Source organism: Streptomyces netropsis, from assembly GCF_014203545.1.
In the GTDB taxonomy this organism is placed as follows: Bacteria; Actinomycetota; Actinomycetes; order Streptomycetales; family Streptomycetaceae; genus Streptomyces; species Streptomyces netropsis.
This window is the reverse complement of the sequence record NZ_JACHJG010000001.1, coordinates 433,761-449,529: the sequence shown is the minus strand read 5'-3', so window position 1 is coordinate 449,529 and position 15,769 is coordinate 433,761. Positions and strand designations below refer to the sequence as shown.

The following is a 15,769-nucleotide window of genomic DNA, read 5'->3' as shown; positions in this document are numbered from 1 at the left end:
CGGTGGCCAGAATCTGCCTAACAAGGGAAACCCCCAGTACGAGGAAAAAGGAAAACCCCTGCCTGTGCATTCGGGCAGGGGTGGATCAAACGAGAGAAGCCGCAGAAACGCTGTCGGTGTTCGTTCGGCGGGCCGGGCCCGCCGAACGGCAGGGCATCATCCCTTGACGCGCTTCTGGCTGTCCTGGGCCCGGTCGAACATGTCCTTCCAGAATTCGGCCGTCCCGGCCGCCTCTGACTGTTCCTTGGCCCAGGAGCCCTGATTGGCCTCGGCCGGTGCAGTGATGTTCTTCCAGAGCTCGTCCGTGCTCTCCTTGGCGGCCGTTGCGATGACCTTCCAGCTGTCCGCCTGCGCCATGGCAGTGGCCTGCTCGGCCAGCCATGCGGTACGAGCGGCGTCGGCGTGATCGGCCACCGTCCTCCAGGCCCGTTCGGCTTCGGCCCGGGCCTTCGCCGTATCAGCCGAGCTCTGCAGAGCCTGTTCGGCAGCCACGGCTTGCTGGATCAAACGGGAAAGTGTGCTGTGCCGCAGCACCTCCGCATCCGCGACCCGTATCCGGTAGCCCTCCAGGTCCAGGGTCGCGCCAGTCATCCAGCCATAGCCGAAGAACTCCGCGATGTCCGCGTCCGTGGTACCGGGCCGCAATGCCCACTGCGCAGCTACCCGCACGTTCTCGCCTGGGTCACGCTCGGCGACGGTCCGCACGAAGTCCCGGTCCTTGGCCGCCACTTCCTGCCGGTGCTGTGCATCGGCAGCCCGGGCGTCCCGGTCTCGCTGCTGGGCCTCGGCGTAGCCGGCCTTGACGAACGCCACGCGGTCAGCGTCCGTTCCCTTCACCGCACGGTCGGCGGCGGCACGCACCGCGGGCGAGAACTCCACGGTGTGGGTACGCACCACCCGTTCGCAGAAGGCCTTGTTACGGGACTGGGTGGTCCTCATCCGCTGCATCGCCGCCTCGAAGCCACCGCCAGGGGCCAGCCACTCCCTGATCGCCTCGTCGCCGCGGGAACTGCGCAGTGCGTTCCACGCCGATACGCGTATCTCGGCAGGCAGATACGACTTCGCCAACTTGAGGACTCGATCGCGCGCTTCTTGGGCCGCCGCCGCCGTGATGAGAGAAGGCTGGTCAGCCGACTGGTCGGCCAATACGGCGGCCGGGATCCGAGTGCTCGCCCACGCCGGTGCCGCCCCCGCCAGGGCACCGCACCCCACCAGCATGCTGACCGTCAGCGTCTGTGCGGCCCACCACTGACGACTCACCTGATTCTCTCCAAAACATAAATGTAATTACAGTGGGCGCATTTTTAAATGGGCGGCCCCCGTGGCGCCGGAGGCTCCGGTCAACTGACCAGTTGAATCCGCCACAATTGCGCTTCCGTCTGATTACAGCGCCACAGTTGCACCTTGGCGCCGTTCTGCATACTGGAGCGATCGATGTCCAGGCAACGGTCCTCGGTATGCACGGGACGCAACTGAAAAAGCTTCCGCGTATGGTCAACCAGGACCATCTGCCACCGCATCTGCTTTCCTGAAGTGCACTCCCACTGCTGGACTGCAGCACCGTTCTGAGTGCCGCTGTTCTCCACTTCAAGGCATTTTCTGCTACTCCCGGACATCAGCACGAAAGTGGAGTCGTCCTTGCTGAGCACGTACCAGAGTTGAGCCTGGGAGCCATTGCAGGTCCACTGCTGGGCCCGCACGCCGTTCTCCGTCTTGGCGCGGTCGATGTCCAGGCACTTTCCGCTGTGTGCCACCTGCAGTTGGGCCATCGGCGTGGCCTCGGGGGCGACAGAGCGAGGTTCGGCCCCCTCCGCGCGGGCCGTGGTCGCGCTGCTGGCGATTGCAACGACACTAAACCCGAAAGCCAGCGCGGCTCGGGTAATTCGCGCCATGACGGATCCTTTTCTCTTCGATAGCGATGGGTGCTCAACACAGTGGAATACGAGACTGTAGCCGCTTGGCATCTCCCAGTCGGCCCACGAATGTCAGGACACAGCCGACAGGATCCGCCACCGCTGCGCGTCTGTGCCATTGCACTGAAAAATTTGCGCGTGCTCGCCTTCATCGAGGCTGGCTTCGGCGATGTCCAGGCACCAGTTCGGGACATGCACGGGCCGCAGCTCGTACAGCTCTTTGGTGACCTCGACCATGACTACCTTCCAGTGTTGAGGGGGGGTAGAACCGAAGCACCACCGCTGTCCGGCCCACTTGAGGTCGGCGTCGACACTAAGGCACCTGCCGCTGTGCTTGGCTCGCACCTCGAACGACGCCGAGCCGCTGGGCAGCAGCTCGAAGAGTTGGTTGTCCAATCCGTCGGCGCACTTCAACTGGCGCGCGTAAGCCCCTTCTTGGAAACTCCCTTCTTCGATAGTGAGGCACTGGCCACTGTGCTCCACTTGCAACCGCACGAATGCCGGCACGTCAGCGGCGGCACGGGGCATGGGCTCCACTGCAAGCGCAGTATTTGTGCCACCAGCCAGCACGGCGATACTGGCGCCTACGGCCAGTGCGGCTCGGATGGTCCGAGACGACGTCATGGGGATCCGTTCTTCGCAGGAGTGAGCTCAGCAGGGAGCGGGTCAGGGTGCAAGCGGGTAGTCCATAAGCCAGAGGTGATCCGTAAACCGATCGTCGCCGTGGTCAATCGCAAAGAGAGCACCTCGCGATGAATCCAGCCAATGTCCCGGCATAGTCGCCGACTCGAAAGCCACTGCGCCCGTTTCCGTGTTAGAGCACCAGGTGGCGCTCTTGCGGAATTTCGTACTGCCATCGTCCGCGGATATTCGAACCCGGCGGTCCTCCTGCACCATCAGGTAGTGGTCGGGCTTGCGCACCGACTCCAAGGAGTAACAGCCGGGCTGGTTCGCGAGGGCGGGCACAATGACCCAGGTGGCGTCCTCACGATCGGACTGCTTGCTCCTTCTGTCGACGGGGGAGAGAAAGACTTCTCCTTTATCGACAGTGGATTGGCTGATGTACCAGCGGGCCGTCTCGCGACTGCCTCCCATGAGGGACTGCCGCCGCGCCCGGTGCTGGCTGTCCTCCTTCAGGAACTGCGCAACGTCCTCATCACTGCCCTGCAGTGCTATGCGCGCCGCTCTCTCCAGACCAGGGTTCACCCCGGACTTTTCAGCCGCAGCCTGGATCTGCAGTGCCAGCCTGCGGTTGGCTTCGGCGATCTTCTTAAGGCGGGCCGCGTCATCGCGCTTGTATGCCAGATCGGCTCCGGTGTGGATGAACTCCTTCCAGTCCGCGGGGCTGGAGCTGAGCACCGCTCGCTGAGCCGCGGCGTAGAGCTCAGTGTTCCGAGCGTCCTCGGGAGCGATGCGCAACAGTTCGCGGATGAAGTTGTCGTCGCTGAGGCTGAGCATGGCCTCGGAGGGCGTGAGGCGGAACAGTGCTGCCGCGTTCGTGCGGGCTGCCAGCTCCTGGCGCCGCTCGGCCTCCCGGCGGTTCTTCTCCTCCAGTTCCTTGAGCTCGTTCGCCACATCGCGCTGGTGGGCCTCACGTGCGCCGTTGACGATGAACTCACGCCAGGCGGCCGCGTCACCGGCCAACGCGCGGACGGCTGCCCCCCGGACCTCCGGACCGGACGCGGAGTGCCTGGCGATCTCGCGGATGAAGTTGTCTTCGCTGAGCGCCAGCAGCGTCGGTGTGCTCGGAATGCCTAACGCGAGCAGTGCCTGTGACTTGGCAAGGGTGGCCGCGCGCTCGGCGTCGGCCTTGTCTTTCTCCCGCTGCTGGTCGAGCTTGTACGCCTGGTGGATACCAGTGGTGATGAACCGCACGTGATTCTCGGCAGAGGTGCTGGCCATCGCCTCCTCGGCGGCCGTACGTACCGACCCCAGCTTCTCTCCCGCGTCCTTCGCCCTCTGCCACAGCGTGTGGATGAAGTCGTAGTCGCTGAGCAGGAGCACGTCTGGACTCGGGTCGAGGCGGACCACGGCCGCCGCTTCCACCCTCTGCGCGTCAGTGGTCCCGATGCCGCTGGTCTCAGCAACCGCGTTCGCAGGCTTGGCAACGGCGACACCCGGTGCGGCCACACTGGCAACGGCGGCCAGAGCCGTGGTGGTTACGATCCCGCGCGTGATGACCCTCCGCACATGTGCGGCGGTGATCTGTCTGTTACGCATGCTGTTTTCGGTAACCCCTCTGACGCCGCATGTCGGCGCCTCAATATCTGCAATACGGAGGCAGTGAAGTCCGCCAACCACCTCTTGAATGGGGAACGGCCGCACCCGGCACGCCGCCCCTTCGACCAAAAAACCGCTGGCCCGCACGTTCCCGCCTAGATGACTCGACGCCCAACCGACCCAGGTCATACTGAGGCTCGAGTCGCGATGAACTCGGATACCTAGCCAGCCATAAAGCCGATTACTGATCAAGCCAAGCCGTCGCAGCGCCTCCCGTGCCAGGCGCAGAGCGACCCATCAGCTAGACCTTCAGCCACTCACAGTCCACAGCCGATACTGAGCGGAAGAACCACCACGGCTGATTCCGGAGGATGCGTTATTCCTGGGCGCCGCGTCCGCCGCGCATCTCGACAGCCGAGAGCAGCGAGTCGACGACGACGGTCATCTCGTGCACAGACTTACAGTCCACAAGTCCCCCTGCTTTGCGAACGAGTACCTCACGGCATGCATGGCAAGAGGGAGTGTCATGGCCCCCACCAATCTCCTCCTGCGTGCAACCAGCGAGGCTGGTACTCAAGACCGTATCCGGCATATACCGCACGTTGCAACGATCTTCTTTTGCCACCGAATGGCAGCAATTCAAGCCACTCCGCCTCCGCTCAGCTCAGGATGGAGCTGTAGCGACGCCCCGAGCCCTTCAAGAGCTCGTCGAGTAAGGCAAGGGTTAGGCATCGCTGTCGAGTATTTGCCTCCACCGAGGCGAGTGCTGTGACCGGGACATCGGGGAGCAGCGCGCTACCACTGGTAAGGCAACGCGCGAGGCCCGGACCGTCAGGTCCGGGCCTCTTCGTCTTCATGCAGTCGACTACCGCATCAGTTGTGCGCTGCGCCTCGACGGCGGCGGGCCATCACGACCAGGCCGGTGCCCAGTGCGAGCGCCGCCGCGCTGCCGGCGATGACCCACGGCGTGGAGGAGCCGGCGCCCGTCTTGGCCAGCTCCGTGCTGCTGCTGTTGGTCGTGGTGGTGTTGCCTGCGACTGCGGCGGCCGTCGTCGCGCTCGCGGACGGTGTGGCGGTGGCGGTGGCCGTGGCGCTCGTCGTCGGGGTGGTGGACGCCTTCGGGGTGACCTTGGCGGTGGGCTCGGTCTTGGGCTTGGTCTTAGTCCCGCCGCCCGTGGTCGCCGTGGCCGTGGGCTTCGGGTCGCCCGTGGGATCCGTCTTGCCGCCGTCCTTGGCCACGACGGTGACCGCGTCCAGCTCTGGAGTCGGAACTGCCCCTGCTGTCACGGCCGCGGCCGCCTGGCCCACCGGGAAGGACTTGGGCAGGAGTACGTGCAGGTCGATGGTGAGCTTGCCTCCCTTGGCGATGTCACCGATCTTGGCCTCTCCGCGCACTTTCTGATGGCTAACGAATGTGACCATCGAGTCCCAGGACGAGGTGGAGGCGTCTTTGTTCGTCCGAAACTGCAGCTTCGCGGCGCGCGGGTCGCTCGGATCGAGCTTCCCTGCTCCGTCCTTCTCCAGGCCGTTGAGGAGGAACGACAGCGTGAAGTCCTTGAGGGGCCCATCGCCCTGGTTGTCGACCTCGAACGAGAACTCGGTCCAGTCGCCGCCCGCCGTGAAAGTCTTGGGGAAGTTCTTGACCATCACGGTGGGACCGGCCTTCTTCTCCTCATCGGCAGGAGCCTTGACCCCGCCCGCCGGACCCGGCGCAGACACCTGCTCCTGCGTCGCCGTCACCGGCGACTTGGTGTCGGTGCCGTCGGCAAGGGCAGGGGCGGCGAGGAAGACGGTCGGGGCTATGGAGGCGGCGGCGACGGCCGCTGCGATCCGGGACAACTTCATATACGGCTACCTCTGTTCATGTGTTCATGGACGGGCGGGGAACCGAGACACTTTGAGACCCCCCTGCAAAGCAGGCCCAAGTGTATGAGCCGGTTAAATATCGCCCCATTGCGGGCCCTGTGACACTCCCTCACCAGCCGCTCCGACCCGCTCACCAGCCCCACTGGTCATACGCCAGCTTGCACACCAGCGACACCACCACCACGACCAGCACCCCGCGCACGAACCCGCTCCCCCGCTTCAGTGCCATCCGCGCGCCCGTCGCGCCGCCCGCGAGGTTGAAGACGGCCATGGGGGCCGCGATCTGCCACACCACGGCGCCCTGGAGGGAGAAGGTCACCAACGCGCCCACGTTCGTGCAGACGTTGATGACCTTGGACGTGCCGGAGGCCGTCACCAGGTCCATGTGGAGTATCGCGGCCAGCGCGATGACGAGGAACGTGCCCGTGCCGGGGCCGATGAGGCCGTCGTAGAAGCCGATGCCCAGGCCCGCCACGGCGATCGCGGTCAGGACGCGGCGACGGGTGACCGGGCCGGGGGAGGGTGCGGTCGCGCCGAAGGTGGGGCGGAGGAGGACGAAGGCGAGTACGGCGAGCAGGACGGCCATGATCAGGGGGCGCAGGACGGCGCTGTTGATGCCGGAGGCGAAGAAGGCGCCGGCCAGGGAGCCGACGAGGGCGGCGAGGCCGATGCGCAGTCCCGAGCGCAGCGTCATGGGATCGCGGCGGGTGTAGGCGACGGCGGCCGCGGTCGTGCCGCAGATGGCGACGGCCTTGTTCGTGCCGAGGATGTGCGCGGGCGGCAGGTGCGGCAGGCCCACCAGCAGTGCGGGGAGTTGGAGGAGGCCGCCCCCGCCGACGACGGCGTCGATCCACCCGGCAGCGGCCGCGGCCAGGCAGAGCAGGAGCAGCGTGGTCAGCGATATGTCGGGGCTCACCGGCGCGATCGTACGGGCAACCCAGGGCCGCTCCCGCACAAGTCGGTGGGCGTCAGCCATGCCTCGTCGGCACACCCGTTTGGCTCAAGGGAGCGCGGACGGCGCATTGATAGGTACCCGGGCCGCCCGCGCGCCCCCTTCCTCGCCTACGCTGGAACGAACGCAAGCTACTGACGCGTAGCGACCGGCTACGGACGACCGACCGCCGGTTCGCCGAGCAGAGGAGCACAGCAGACGTGACTGGCTGGACCGCGAACGACATCCCCGACCAGAGCGGCCGTACCGCCGTGGTGACCGGCGCCAACAGCGGCATCGGCTACATCACCGCCCGGGAGCTGGCCCGACGCGGCGCTCGGGTGGTGCTGGCCTGCCGCGACGCGACGCGCGGCAAGGCGGCCGAGGAACGGGTACGGGCGGAGGCGCCCGGCGCGGACGTGGTGTTCGCGCCGCTGGACCTCGCGGACCTCACGTCCGTACGGGACTTCGCGGCGGAACTCACGGACGACCGGCTGGACCTGCTGATCAACAACGCCGGGGTGATGGCGCTGCCACAGCGCCGCACCGTCGACGGCTTCGAGATGCAGTTCGGGACGAACCATCTCGGCCACTTCGCACTGACCGGGCTGCTGCTCCCCCGGCTGCGGGCGGCCGGGCACGGGGCGCGGGTGGTCACCGTCTCCAGCGGGCTGCACTTCCTGAGCACCGTCGACCCGCGCGACCTCAACATGGACCACCGCTACCGCCGCTGGATCCAGTACGGGCGGTCCAAGAGCGCCAACCTGCTCTTCACCCACGAGCTGGCGCGGCGGCTGACCGCCGAGGGCTCGCGGATCGTGGCCGCCGCCGCGCACCCCGGCTACGCGGCGACCAACCTCCAGACCACGGGGGCCCGGATGGAGGAACGCGCCTGGGCGGAGCGCGGCGCCGAATTCCTCAACCGGTTCCTCGCGCAGAGCCCCGAGGAGGGCGCACTCCCCTCGCTCTACGCGGCCACCGCGCCGGACGTCGGCCAGGACGACTTCTTCGGCCCCCACGTGCAGCTCTGGCGCGGCTCCCCCACGCACTCCGCCCGCGCGAAGTGGACGCTGAGCGACAAGGCGAGCGCGGGTTTGTGGGCGGCGTCGGAGCGGCTGACCGGCGTGCGGTACGGCTAGCCTGTCCGGCGGATCTTCGCGGGTACGCGCTTTGCTCTGCGGACCGCGTTGGTGTGCACCTCCGCTGCGCGGCGGTGTCCTCAATCGCCGGACGGGCTGATTTTGGCTGAGCTCAACAGCCTCCGCGCCCCCTCCCCGTCGATCCGCTCCGCCAGCGCGGTCAGCACCCCCGCCCCCTCCAGCAGCACGCCGCGTTCACGGGCGAGGCGGGCTCCGGCGTCCAGGTGGTGCCAGAGGAGTGGGTTGTCGGCGAGGACCTGGGGGTCGAGTTCGACGCGGCCCCCGGTGATGTCCATCAGCACCAGGCGCGGTGCCATGCCGTCCGCCCGCCGGATCCGGGTGAGCAGGTCCGTCCGTACGCGCCGCTCGCGCAGCAGGCCGCGCGAGGCCAGCCAGCCGTCGCCGGCGGTGATCCGGGCCGGGCGCAGGACGAGGACGAGGGTGGCGCCGAGCGCCGCCCAGCAGCAGCCGTGCGGCCAGCCGAACCCACCGCGCCCGAGATCGATCGCGGTGAGGACGCCGGCGAGCGCCAGGCCGCACAGCCAGGCGGCCCGGGCCTCACGCCGCCAGCCGCGGTCCCAGGCGAGCACCCCGCCGGCCGTGGGGCGCGGGTGCGGCCCCCGCCCGTAACCGGCGCCCCGCCCGTATTCGGCGCCCCGCCCGTAAACAGCCCCGCGGCCGTGCGCGAGCGAACGAACGTGTGCCAGCGAACGGCCGTGCGCCAGCGAACCGTGCATCCGCGCCCGTAATGTCTGTCGGCGTCCCATGGTCCTGACGCTAGAACCGGTGTGACCGCCCCATGTGAGGTGTTGACGCGGCACTGATGCCGGGCCCCCCAACCCTGACGCCGCTCTGACGACAGAGCACCCCCCGGCGTCAAGGACGCGTGAAGAAAACGCCAAAACGCGCCAAGGCACCGCCAATGCCGGGCTCCCCCCTGGCATCACGGGCGCAACCTGAGCCTCCGGAGCGCCAAGCGCGACTCGCGCCGAGCGGCGACCCATCGTCACGGAGGTACGACCACACATGTCCATGCTGGCCAACAAGCACGACCGGCCCGCCGGGACCGGCGAGCAGCCGCCTGATACCGGGGCCGCCGGGCCCGTGGCGGACGACCGGCACCGGTTGACCGCGACGCAGGGCCTGGCGGCGCTGTCGCTCGACGCGATGGCGTCGGTCGCGTACGGGCCCGAGGCGATCGTCCTCGTGCTGGCGGCGGCGGGCGCACACGGCCTCGGTTTCACGCTTCCGGTGACGCTGGCGATCGCGGCCCTGCTGGCCGTGCTCGTCGCCTCCTACCGGCAGGTCATCGCGGCCTTCCCGGACGGCGGCGGCAGCTACGCCGTCGCCAAGCGCCATCTGGGCCGGCGGACCAGTCTGTTCACCGCCGCCTCCCTGGTGCTGGACTACGTCCTGAACGTCGCGGTGTCCGTCACCGCCGGCGTCGCGGCGCTCACCTCCGCCGTCCCCTCTCTCTACGACGACCGGCTGTGGATCTGCCTGGGTGTGCTGGCCCTGGTCACGGCCGTGAACCTGCGGGGCATCGTGGACTCGGCGAAGGCGTTCATCGTGCCGACCGCCGTCTTCGTCGGCTCGATCATGACCGTGGTCGTCGTGGGGCTGTTCCGGGACGCGCCCGCCAGCACCGAGGCCGCCGCCGGTCACGCGTCCGCGCTGTCGGACAACGCGACGACCGTCGGTGCGCTGCTCCTGCTGAAGGCGTTCGCCGCGGGCTGTTCCGCGCTGACCGGCGTCGAGGCCGTGGCCAACGCCGTGCCGTCCTTCCGCGCCCCGGCCGCCCGGCGGGCGCAGCGCACGGAGGTCGCGCTCGGTGCGCTGCTGGGCGTCATGCTCATCGGCCTGTCGGTCCTCATCGGCCGCTTCCACCTCCAGCCGGTCGAGGGCGTCACCGTCCTCGCGCAGCTCGCCGATGCCTCGCTCGGCCACAACTGGGCCTTCTACGTCGTGCAGTTCGCGACCGTCGTCCTGCTGGCGCTGGCGGCGAACACCTCGTTCGGCGGGTTGCCGGTGCTGATGGGGCTGCTGGCCCGGGACAACTACCTGCCGCACGTCTTCGGGCTCAAGGCCGAGCGGCAGGTCCACCGGCACGGGGTGCTGGCGCTCGCGGCCGTCTCCGCGCTGCTGCTGGTCTTCTCCGGCGGTGACGTCAACACCCTGGTGCCGCTCTTCGCGATCGGGGTGTTCGTCGGCTTCACGATCTGCCAGGTCGGCATGGTCCGGCACTGGCGGCAGGAACGTTCCGCCGGCTGGCTGGGCAAGGCGCTCCTCAACGGCTTCGGCGCGGTGCTCACGGGCGTGTCGGCCGTCGTCGTCACCGCGACGAAGTTCACCGAGGGCGCGTGGCTGATCGTGGTCGCGCTGCCGGTGCTGGTCCTGGCGTTCGAGGCCGTCCATCGTGCGTACGGGCGGATCGGGGCGCGCCTGGAGCTGGGCCGGGTGCCCGAGGCGCCCCGCCGCTGCCACTCCGTGGTCGTCGTGCCCGTCTCCTCGCTGTCGCGGCTGACCAGCAAGGCGCTGACCGCCGCCGTGTCGCTCGGCGACGAGGTCGTGGCGGTGACCGTCACCCAGGCCGACCCGGACGGGCGGCGGGCGGCGGAGTCGCTGCGCCGCGACTGGGAGCTGTGGCGTCCCGGTGTCGACCTCGTCGAACTGCCCGCGCCCTCGCGCTCCTTGGGCCGTCCGATCGTGGACTACGTACGCGAGATCGCGGACCGGCACCCGGACAACCGCGTCACCGTCCTCATCCCGGAGGTCGAGCCCGCGCACGTCTGGCAGCGGCTGCTGCAGAACCAGCGCGGCGCGGTCGTCGCCCACGCGGTGCGCCGGGACACGGACGCGGTGATCTGCCGCCTGCGGTTCCGGATCGGCGCGGCGCAAGGCGGCGAACCGGCCTGAAGGGCCGACATGCGGCGGTAACGCGTCTGTCGTAATCCCCGTCCATCGTTGATCGTTGAGCCGTACGATCCGGGCGCTCAGTGGATCCGGGCACTCGGTGACACGTCAACGCAGCGAGGGGACGCGACATGCCGATCAGCCGCAGACGACTCCTGACCACCGGTGGCGGGCTCGCCCTCGCGGGCGGCCTCGCCGCCGCCTGCGGCTCCAACACCGGGCGCGACGACAACGGTTCCCGGTCCCAGCTGTCCCAGTGGTACCACCAGTACGGCGAGCCGGGCACCGAACCGGCGGTGCGGCGGTACGCGAAGGCCTACAGGAACGCGGACGTCCGGGTGCAGTGGCGGCCCGGCAATTACGACCAGCAGACCGCGGCCGCCCTGCTGACCGACTCGGGGCCCGACGTCTTCGAGGTCAACGGCCCGACCCTGGACCAGATCCGGGGCGGGCAGGTCGTCGACCTCACCGACCTCGTGAACGGCGTCAAGGACGACTTCCACCCGGCGGCCCTCGCCCCCAAGACCCACGACGGCCGCGTCTGGGCCGTCCCCCAGGTGATCGACACCCAGGTGCTCTACTACCGCAAGAGCCTGCTGGAGAAGGCCGGGGTGAAGCCGCCCCGCACGCTGGACGAGCTGGTCGACGCCGCGAAGAAGCTCACCGACGAGAAAACCAAGGGGCTCTTCCTCGGCAACGACGGCGGTGCGGGCGTCCTCGGCGGCACCCCGCTGCACGCGGCGGGCCTGAGCCTGGTCACCGCCGACGGCAAGGTCGGCTTCGACGACCCGGCCGCCGCCCGCACCCTCGGCAAGATCCGCCGGCTGTACGCCGACAAGTCGCTGCTGCTGGGCGCCCCCGCCGACTGGTCCGACCCGTCCGCCCTCGTCCAGGGACTGACCGCCATGCAATGGTCGGGGCTGTGGGCGCTGCCCCAGGTGAAGAAGGCTCTCGGGGACGACTTCGGGGTGCTGCCCTTCCCCTCCGACGGTCCGAACGGGCGGCCCGCCGTGCCCGTCGGCGCGTACGGCAGCGCGGTCAGCACCCGCAGCCGGCACAAGGAGGCGGCCAAGGCCTATGTGAAGTGGCTGTGGGTGGAGCGCACGGACTTCCAGCAGGACTTCGCGCTCTCCTACGGCTTCCACATCCCGGCCCGCGTCTCCCTGGCGAAGAAGGCCGACAAGCTGGGATCGGGGGCGGCGGCCGACATCGTGCGCTTCACCGTCGACCACGGCTACGCCCAGCCCCTTCTGTGGACGGTCGCGAGCCAAACCGCCTATCAGGACGCTCTCAGCCGCATCATCAAGGACGGCGCCGATCCCGGCGCCGAGCTGAGGGCGGCCGTCCGCGCGACCGAGGCCGAGCTGCGGCGCGTGAAGAAGACGTCCTGAATGGCGACGCGGAGTGAGGCCGAAACGGCACGGCGCGGCACGGCGCCCCGGGCCGCGACACCCCGCCCGGCGCGGCAGCGGAACCGTACCCTCTGGTTCTGGATTTTCGTCGGCCCGTTCGCGGCCGGGCTCGCCCTCTTCACCTACGTACCGCTGGCCTGGAGCGTCTACCTCAGCTTCTTCGACGCCCACAACACCGTCTCCCCGACGGACTTCGTCGGCCTGGACAACTACACGGCGATGCTGGGGGACCCGTCCTTCCGCGCCGCCCTGCTGACCTTCGCGGTCTTCACCGCCTTCATCGTCCCGGCCACGTACGCGCTGTCGCTCGGCCTCGCGCTGGCGGTCAACCGGCTGCGCTTCGCCCAGGCGTTCTTCCGGTCGGTCTTCTTCCTGCCGACCGCCTGCTCGTACGTCGTCGCGGCCCTGGTCTGGAAGCTGTCGATCTTCAACGGGGTGCGGTTCGGACTGGCCAACACCGTCCTCGGCTGGTTCGGCGCCGACCAGATCGCCTGGCTGTCGACGACCGACCCGCCCTGGTACTGGCTGGTCATCGTCACCGTCCGGCTCTGGCTCCAGGCGGGCTTCTACATGGTGCTCTTCCTCGCCGGGCTCCAGCGCGTCCCGCCCCAGCTGTACGAGGCCGCCGCCGTCGACGGCGCGCGGCCGGGGTGGCAGACCTTCCGGTACATCACCTTCCCCGCGCTGCGCGCGACCTCCGTCGCGGTGGTGCTGCTGCTGGTCATCGGCGCCTTCCAGGCGTTCGACGAGTTCTACACCCTGCTCTCGGACGCGCGCGGCTACCCGCCCTACGCCCGGCCGCCACTGGTCTACCTCTACTACACCGCCCTCGGCCAGGGGCAGAACCTCGGCCTCGGCAGCGCGGGCGCGGTCATCCTCGCGCTGATCATCGCGGTGGTGACGGTGGTACAGGCGCGCTGGTTCGGACTCGGCGGCCGCGACGAGAAGGCGGTGTAGATGAACGACGCACTGGTACGGGCCGGCCGGGCGCTGCGGCTGGTGCTGCTGATCGCGCTGGCCGCGCTGTTCCTGATCCCCTTCTATCTGCTCGTGCGCAACGGCCTGGCGTCGGAGTCGGAGATCACGGCGCCGGGGTGGACGTTCTTCCCCGGGGAGCTGCGCTGGTCGAACCTGCGCGAGCTCTTCGCCGACCCGAACGTGCCGATGGCGCACGCGCTGCTGAACTCCACGCTCATCGCGGTGGCGACGACCGTGGGCACCCTGCTGCTCGCCTCCCTGGCCGGCTACGGCCTGGCCCGCATCCCCTACCGCCACGCGAACGCCGTCTTCTACGCGATCCTCGGCACCCTGATGGTCCCGGCGGCGGTCACGTTCGTGCCGTCCTTCGTGCTCGTCTCCTCGCTCGGGTGGGTCTCCACCCTGCGCGGCCTGATCGTCCCCACGCTGTTCAGCGCGTTCGCGTGCTTCGTCTTCCGGCAGTACTTCCTGGGCTTCCCCCGGGAGCTGGAGGACGCGGCCCAAGTGGACGGGCTCGGGTACTGGCGCACCTACTGGCGCGTCGTCGTCCCCAACTCCCGTCCGGTCTTCGCCGCCGTCGGCACCATCGTCTTCATCGGAGCCTGGAACGCGTTCCTGTGGCCGCTGGTCATCGGCCAGGACCGCGACGCGTGGACCGTCCAGGTCGCCCTGTCCACCTTCACCACCGCGCAGAGCGTCAACATCCACGAGCTGTTCATCGCGGCCGCCGTCTCGATCGTCCCGCTGCTGCTGGTCTTCCTGCTGCTCCAGCGCTACATCGTGGCGGGGGTGGAGCGTTCGGGGATCGACGACTGAACGCCCGCCGTCCGGCTGACGTCCCCACCGGCCCGCGCCACGGTCCGGCTGGGGGTCCGGGGGTCACCCCCCGGGAGACTGCAGCATCGTGGCGGGGGTGGAGCGCTCCGGGATCGACGACTGGACCCTCGCCGAACGGTCCTTGGGGCACAGCTGCGTGCCGCGGTGGCCGCCGCGCAGCAGGGCCGCGCCCAGGGGCGTCAGCGTGTGCATCACCGCGCTGCCGTTGCGCAGGGTGAGCACCAGCCCGGCCTCGCGCAGCACGCCGGCGTGCTGGCTGGCCGAGGCCGCCGACACGCCCACCCGGCGGGCCAGTTCGCTCGTCGTGCAGCCGCCCCCTATCGAGCCGAGGACCGCCGAGCGGGTGTGGCCGACCAGTTTGCCCAGCGAACGCGGGGCGTGCGGGACGGCGGGCGCGGACTCCGACATGTGCCGGGCGGGGTAGACGAGCACCGGGGTGAGCTCGGGGTTCTGGAAGGCCACCGGGGTGCGTCGGCAGAAGAACGACGGCAGGAGGAGTAACCCCCGCCCGTTCAGGTGCAGATCGCGGTCCACGGGGTAGTCGCACTCCAGCACCGGCGCCCGCCAGCTCATCATCGGCGGCAACGAGGACAGCAGCGCGTCGGCTCCGCCGTCCAGCAGCGCCCGGCCGCGCACCGCGCGGTCGGCCTCGATCTGCGCCTGGATGTGCGGCCAGTACGGCTCTATGGCCGCCTGGTGGTAGGCGTGCAGCGCGCCGATCAGCTTGCCGAACGCCCGGGCGTCGCCCTCGGCGAGCGATCGTATCCAAGCGGGCAGCGTCCGCGCGCCGGCCACCCGGCCCAGCTCCTGGTGGACCCGGTCGGCGGGCGTGGCCCGCAGCGCCTGCATCCCCGACTCGAGCCCGAGTACGCCTTCGGGCGGGGTCAAGAAGTCGGGGAAATATCCGCGCGAGGGTACCAGCGGCGCGAGAAGCCGAGTTTCACCATTCAACCGAGCACGGGTTTCCGAGCGCCAATCCCCGAAGATCGACTCGCCTTGTTTGTCCCGAAGTCGGTGCAAGCTCAATACGGTTTCCCAGAGTGCGTCCGGGTCTCCGGCCAGGCGCAACCGGGCCAGATCGAGTCCAGTGAAATGGACACGCAGCACCAAACCCCCACATGAGACATCCGCAACCACCCCCCGCTCACTGAGTATGCACACCGATACGAGGTGTTACCACGCCCTTTTGGCCACAGTTGAAAGGAGTCGCGGCGAACATCGCAGAAGCGAAATGCTATTCACGCACTCAGGGCCGCACCCGCTCGTTCCCGTGGGGGGTGGCGAGCGAAAAAGCGGCCGCTGAGTATGCGAGTTGCCGCCCGAGCCGATGCGGGCGGCAACAACTCCCGGTGGGGGAGTAAAGAGGGGCGGCGCTCCCGCACGGGCGCCGCCCCTTCGCCGTGCCCGCTCCGCTCCGGGGCGCCGGGTGAAACCCACCTGTCACCTGCCGGTCACGCGGCTGCCGGGGGCTGCGCCCCCAGGCCCCCCGACCCCGCGCTACGCGCGGTGTCCTCAAACGCCGGACGGGCTGGAAATCCAGCCCGTCCGGCGCTTGAGGAC

The 15,769-nt window shown here is 69.2% G+C and carries 13 protein-coding genes; 5 read left to right on the top strand and 8 right to left on the bottom strand.

Going from position 1 to position 15,769, the window contains the following annotated elements:
- Window positions 1–156: 156 nt before the first annotated feature.
- The 6 genes from FHS38_RS01965 to FHS38_RS01940 form a co-directional block, all read right to left on the bottom strand.
- Window positions 157–1,260: a hypothetical protein gene (locus FHS38_RS01965; protein WP_229821885.1), complete on the bottom strand. Its 1,104-nt coding sequence runs from the start codon at window positions 1,258–1,260 to the stop codon at window positions 157–159.
- 80 nt (window positions 1,261–1,340) lie between these two features.
- Entirely contained in the window at window positions 1,341–1,892 is a 552-nt protein-coding gene (locus FHS38_RS01960; RefSeq protein WP_184729985.1) for an RICIN domain-containing protein, read from the bottom strand.
- Between the two features lie 93 nt (window positions 1,893–1,985).
- Complete coding sequence (locus FHS38_RS01955; RefSeq protein WP_184729983.1) at window positions 1,986–2,441, bottom strand: RICIN domain-containing protein; 456 nt, start codon at window positions 2,439–2,441, stop codon at window positions 1,986–1,988.
- Between the two features lie 138 nt (window positions 2,442–2,579).
- Window positions 2,580–4,133, bottom strand: a complete 1,554-nt coding sequence (locus FHS38_RS01950) for an AbfB domain-containing protein (RefSeq protein ID WP_184729981.1) — start codon at window positions 4,131–4,133, stop codon at window positions 2,580–2,582.
- A gap of 873 nt (window positions 4,134–5,006) precedes the next feature.
- Window positions 5,007–5,978 (bottom strand): LAETG motif-containing sortase-dependent surface protein, encoded by a 972-nt coding sequence (locus FHS38_RS01945; protein ID WP_184729979.1) that lies wholly within the window; start codon window positions 5,976–5,978, stop codon window positions 5,007–5,009.
- 151 nt (window positions 5,979–6,129) lie between these two features.
- Entirely contained in the window at window positions 6,130–6,915 is a 786-nt protein-coding gene (locus FHS38_RS01940) for a sulfite exporter TauE/SafE family protein (protein ID WP_229821886.1), read from the bottom strand.
- Between the two features lie 236 nt (window positions 6,916–7,151).
- On the opposite strand from FHS38_RS01940, the gene FHS38_RS01935 reads away from it, so the two are divergent.
- The gene (locus tag FHS38_RS01935) at window positions 7,152–8,069 is read left to right on the top strand and encodes an oxidoreductase (protein WP_184729961.1); all 918 of its coding nucleotides are present in this window, start codon (window positions 7,152–7,154) and stop codon (window positions 8,067–8,069) included.
- Window positions 8,070–8,149: 80 nt separating this feature from the next.
- Here FHS38_RS01935 and FHS38_RS01930 read toward each other — a convergent pair whose 3' ends face one another.
- The gene (locus tag FHS38_RS01930; protein WP_229821887.1) at window positions 8,150–8,836 is read right to left on the bottom strand and encodes a hypothetical protein; all 687 of its coding nucleotides are present in this window, start codon (window positions 8,834–8,836) and stop codon (window positions 8,150–8,152) included.
- Window positions 8,837–9,095: 259 nt separating this feature from the next.
- On the opposite strand from FHS38_RS01930, the gene FHS38_RS01925 reads away from it, so the two are divergent.
- The 4 genes from FHS38_RS01925 (at window position 9,096) to FHS38_RS01910 (ending at window position 14,188) form a co-directional block, all read left to right on the top strand.
- Window positions 9,096–10,985 (top strand): APC family permease, encoded by a 1,890-nt coding sequence (locus tag FHS38_RS01925; RefSeq protein WP_184729959.1) that lies wholly within the window; start codon window positions 9,096–9,098, stop codon window positions 10,983–10,985.
- A 128-nt stretch (window positions 10,986–11,113) separates the two neighbouring features.
- Window positions 11,114–12,373, top strand: a complete 1,260-nt coding sequence (locus tag FHS38_RS01920; protein ID WP_184729957.1) for an ABC transporter substrate-binding protein — start codon at window positions 11,114–11,116, stop codon at window positions 12,371–12,373.
- Window positions 12,374–13,351: a carbohydrate ABC transporter permease gene (locus FHS38_RS01915; protein WP_184729955.1), complete on the top strand. Its 978-nt coding sequence runs from the start codon at window positions 12,374–12,376 to the stop codon at window positions 13,349–13,351.
- Window positions 13,352–14,188 (top strand): carbohydrate ABC transporter permease, encoded by an 837-nt coding sequence (locus FHS38_RS01910; protein WP_184729953.1) that lies wholly within the window; start codon window positions 13,352–13,354, stop codon window positions 14,186–14,188.
- A 63-nt stretch (window positions 14,189–14,251) separates the two neighbouring features.
- Here FHS38_RS01910 and FHS38_RS01905 read toward each other — a convergent pair whose 3' ends face one another.
- Complete coding sequence (locus FHS38_RS01905; RefSeq protein WP_184729951.1) at window positions 14,252–15,316, bottom strand: ArsR/SmtB family transcription factor; 1,065 nt, start codon at window positions 15,314–15,316, stop codon at window positions 14,252–14,254.
- Window positions 15,317–15,769: the final 453 nt, after the last annotated feature.

Bases quoted from the DNA above. Each gene is read 5' to 3' on its own strand.
- FHS38_RS01960 (WP_184729985.1), bottom strand. From the start codon at position 1,892: ATGGCGCGAATTACCCGAGCCGCGCTGGCTTTCGGGTTTAGTGTCGTT.
- FHS38_RS01955 (WP_184729983.1), bottom strand. From the start codon at position 2,441: ATGCCCCGTGCCGCCGCTGACGTGCCGGCATTCGTGCGGTTGCAAGTG.
- FHS38_RS01950 (WP_184729981.1), bottom strand. From the start codon at position 4,133: ATGCGTAACAGACAGATCACCGCCGCACATGTGCGGAGGGTCATCACG.
- FHS38_RS01945 (WP_184729979.1), bottom strand. From the start codon at position 5,978: ATGAAGTTGTCCCGGATCGCAGCGGCCGTCGCCGCCGCCTCCATAGCC.
- FHS38_RS01930 (WP_229821887.1), bottom strand. From the start codon at position 8,836: ATGGGACGCCGACAGACATTACGGGCGCGGATGCACGGTTCGCTGGCG.
- FHS38_RS01925 (WP_184729959.1), top strand. From the start codon at position 9,096: ATGTCCATGCTGGCCAACAAGCACGACCGGCCCGCCGGGACCGGCGAG.
- FHS38_RS01920 (WP_184729957.1), top strand. From the start codon at position 11,114: ATGCCGATCAGCCGCAGACGACTCCTGACCACCGGTGGCGGGCTCGCC.
- FHS38_RS01915 (WP_184729955.1), top strand. From the start codon at position 12,374: ATGGCGACGCGGAGTGAGGCCGAAACGGCACGGCGCGGCACGGCGCCC.
- FHS38_RS01910 (WP_184729953.1), top strand. From the start codon at position 13,352: ATGAACGACGCACTGGTACGGGCCGGCCGGGCGCTGCGGCTGGTGCTG.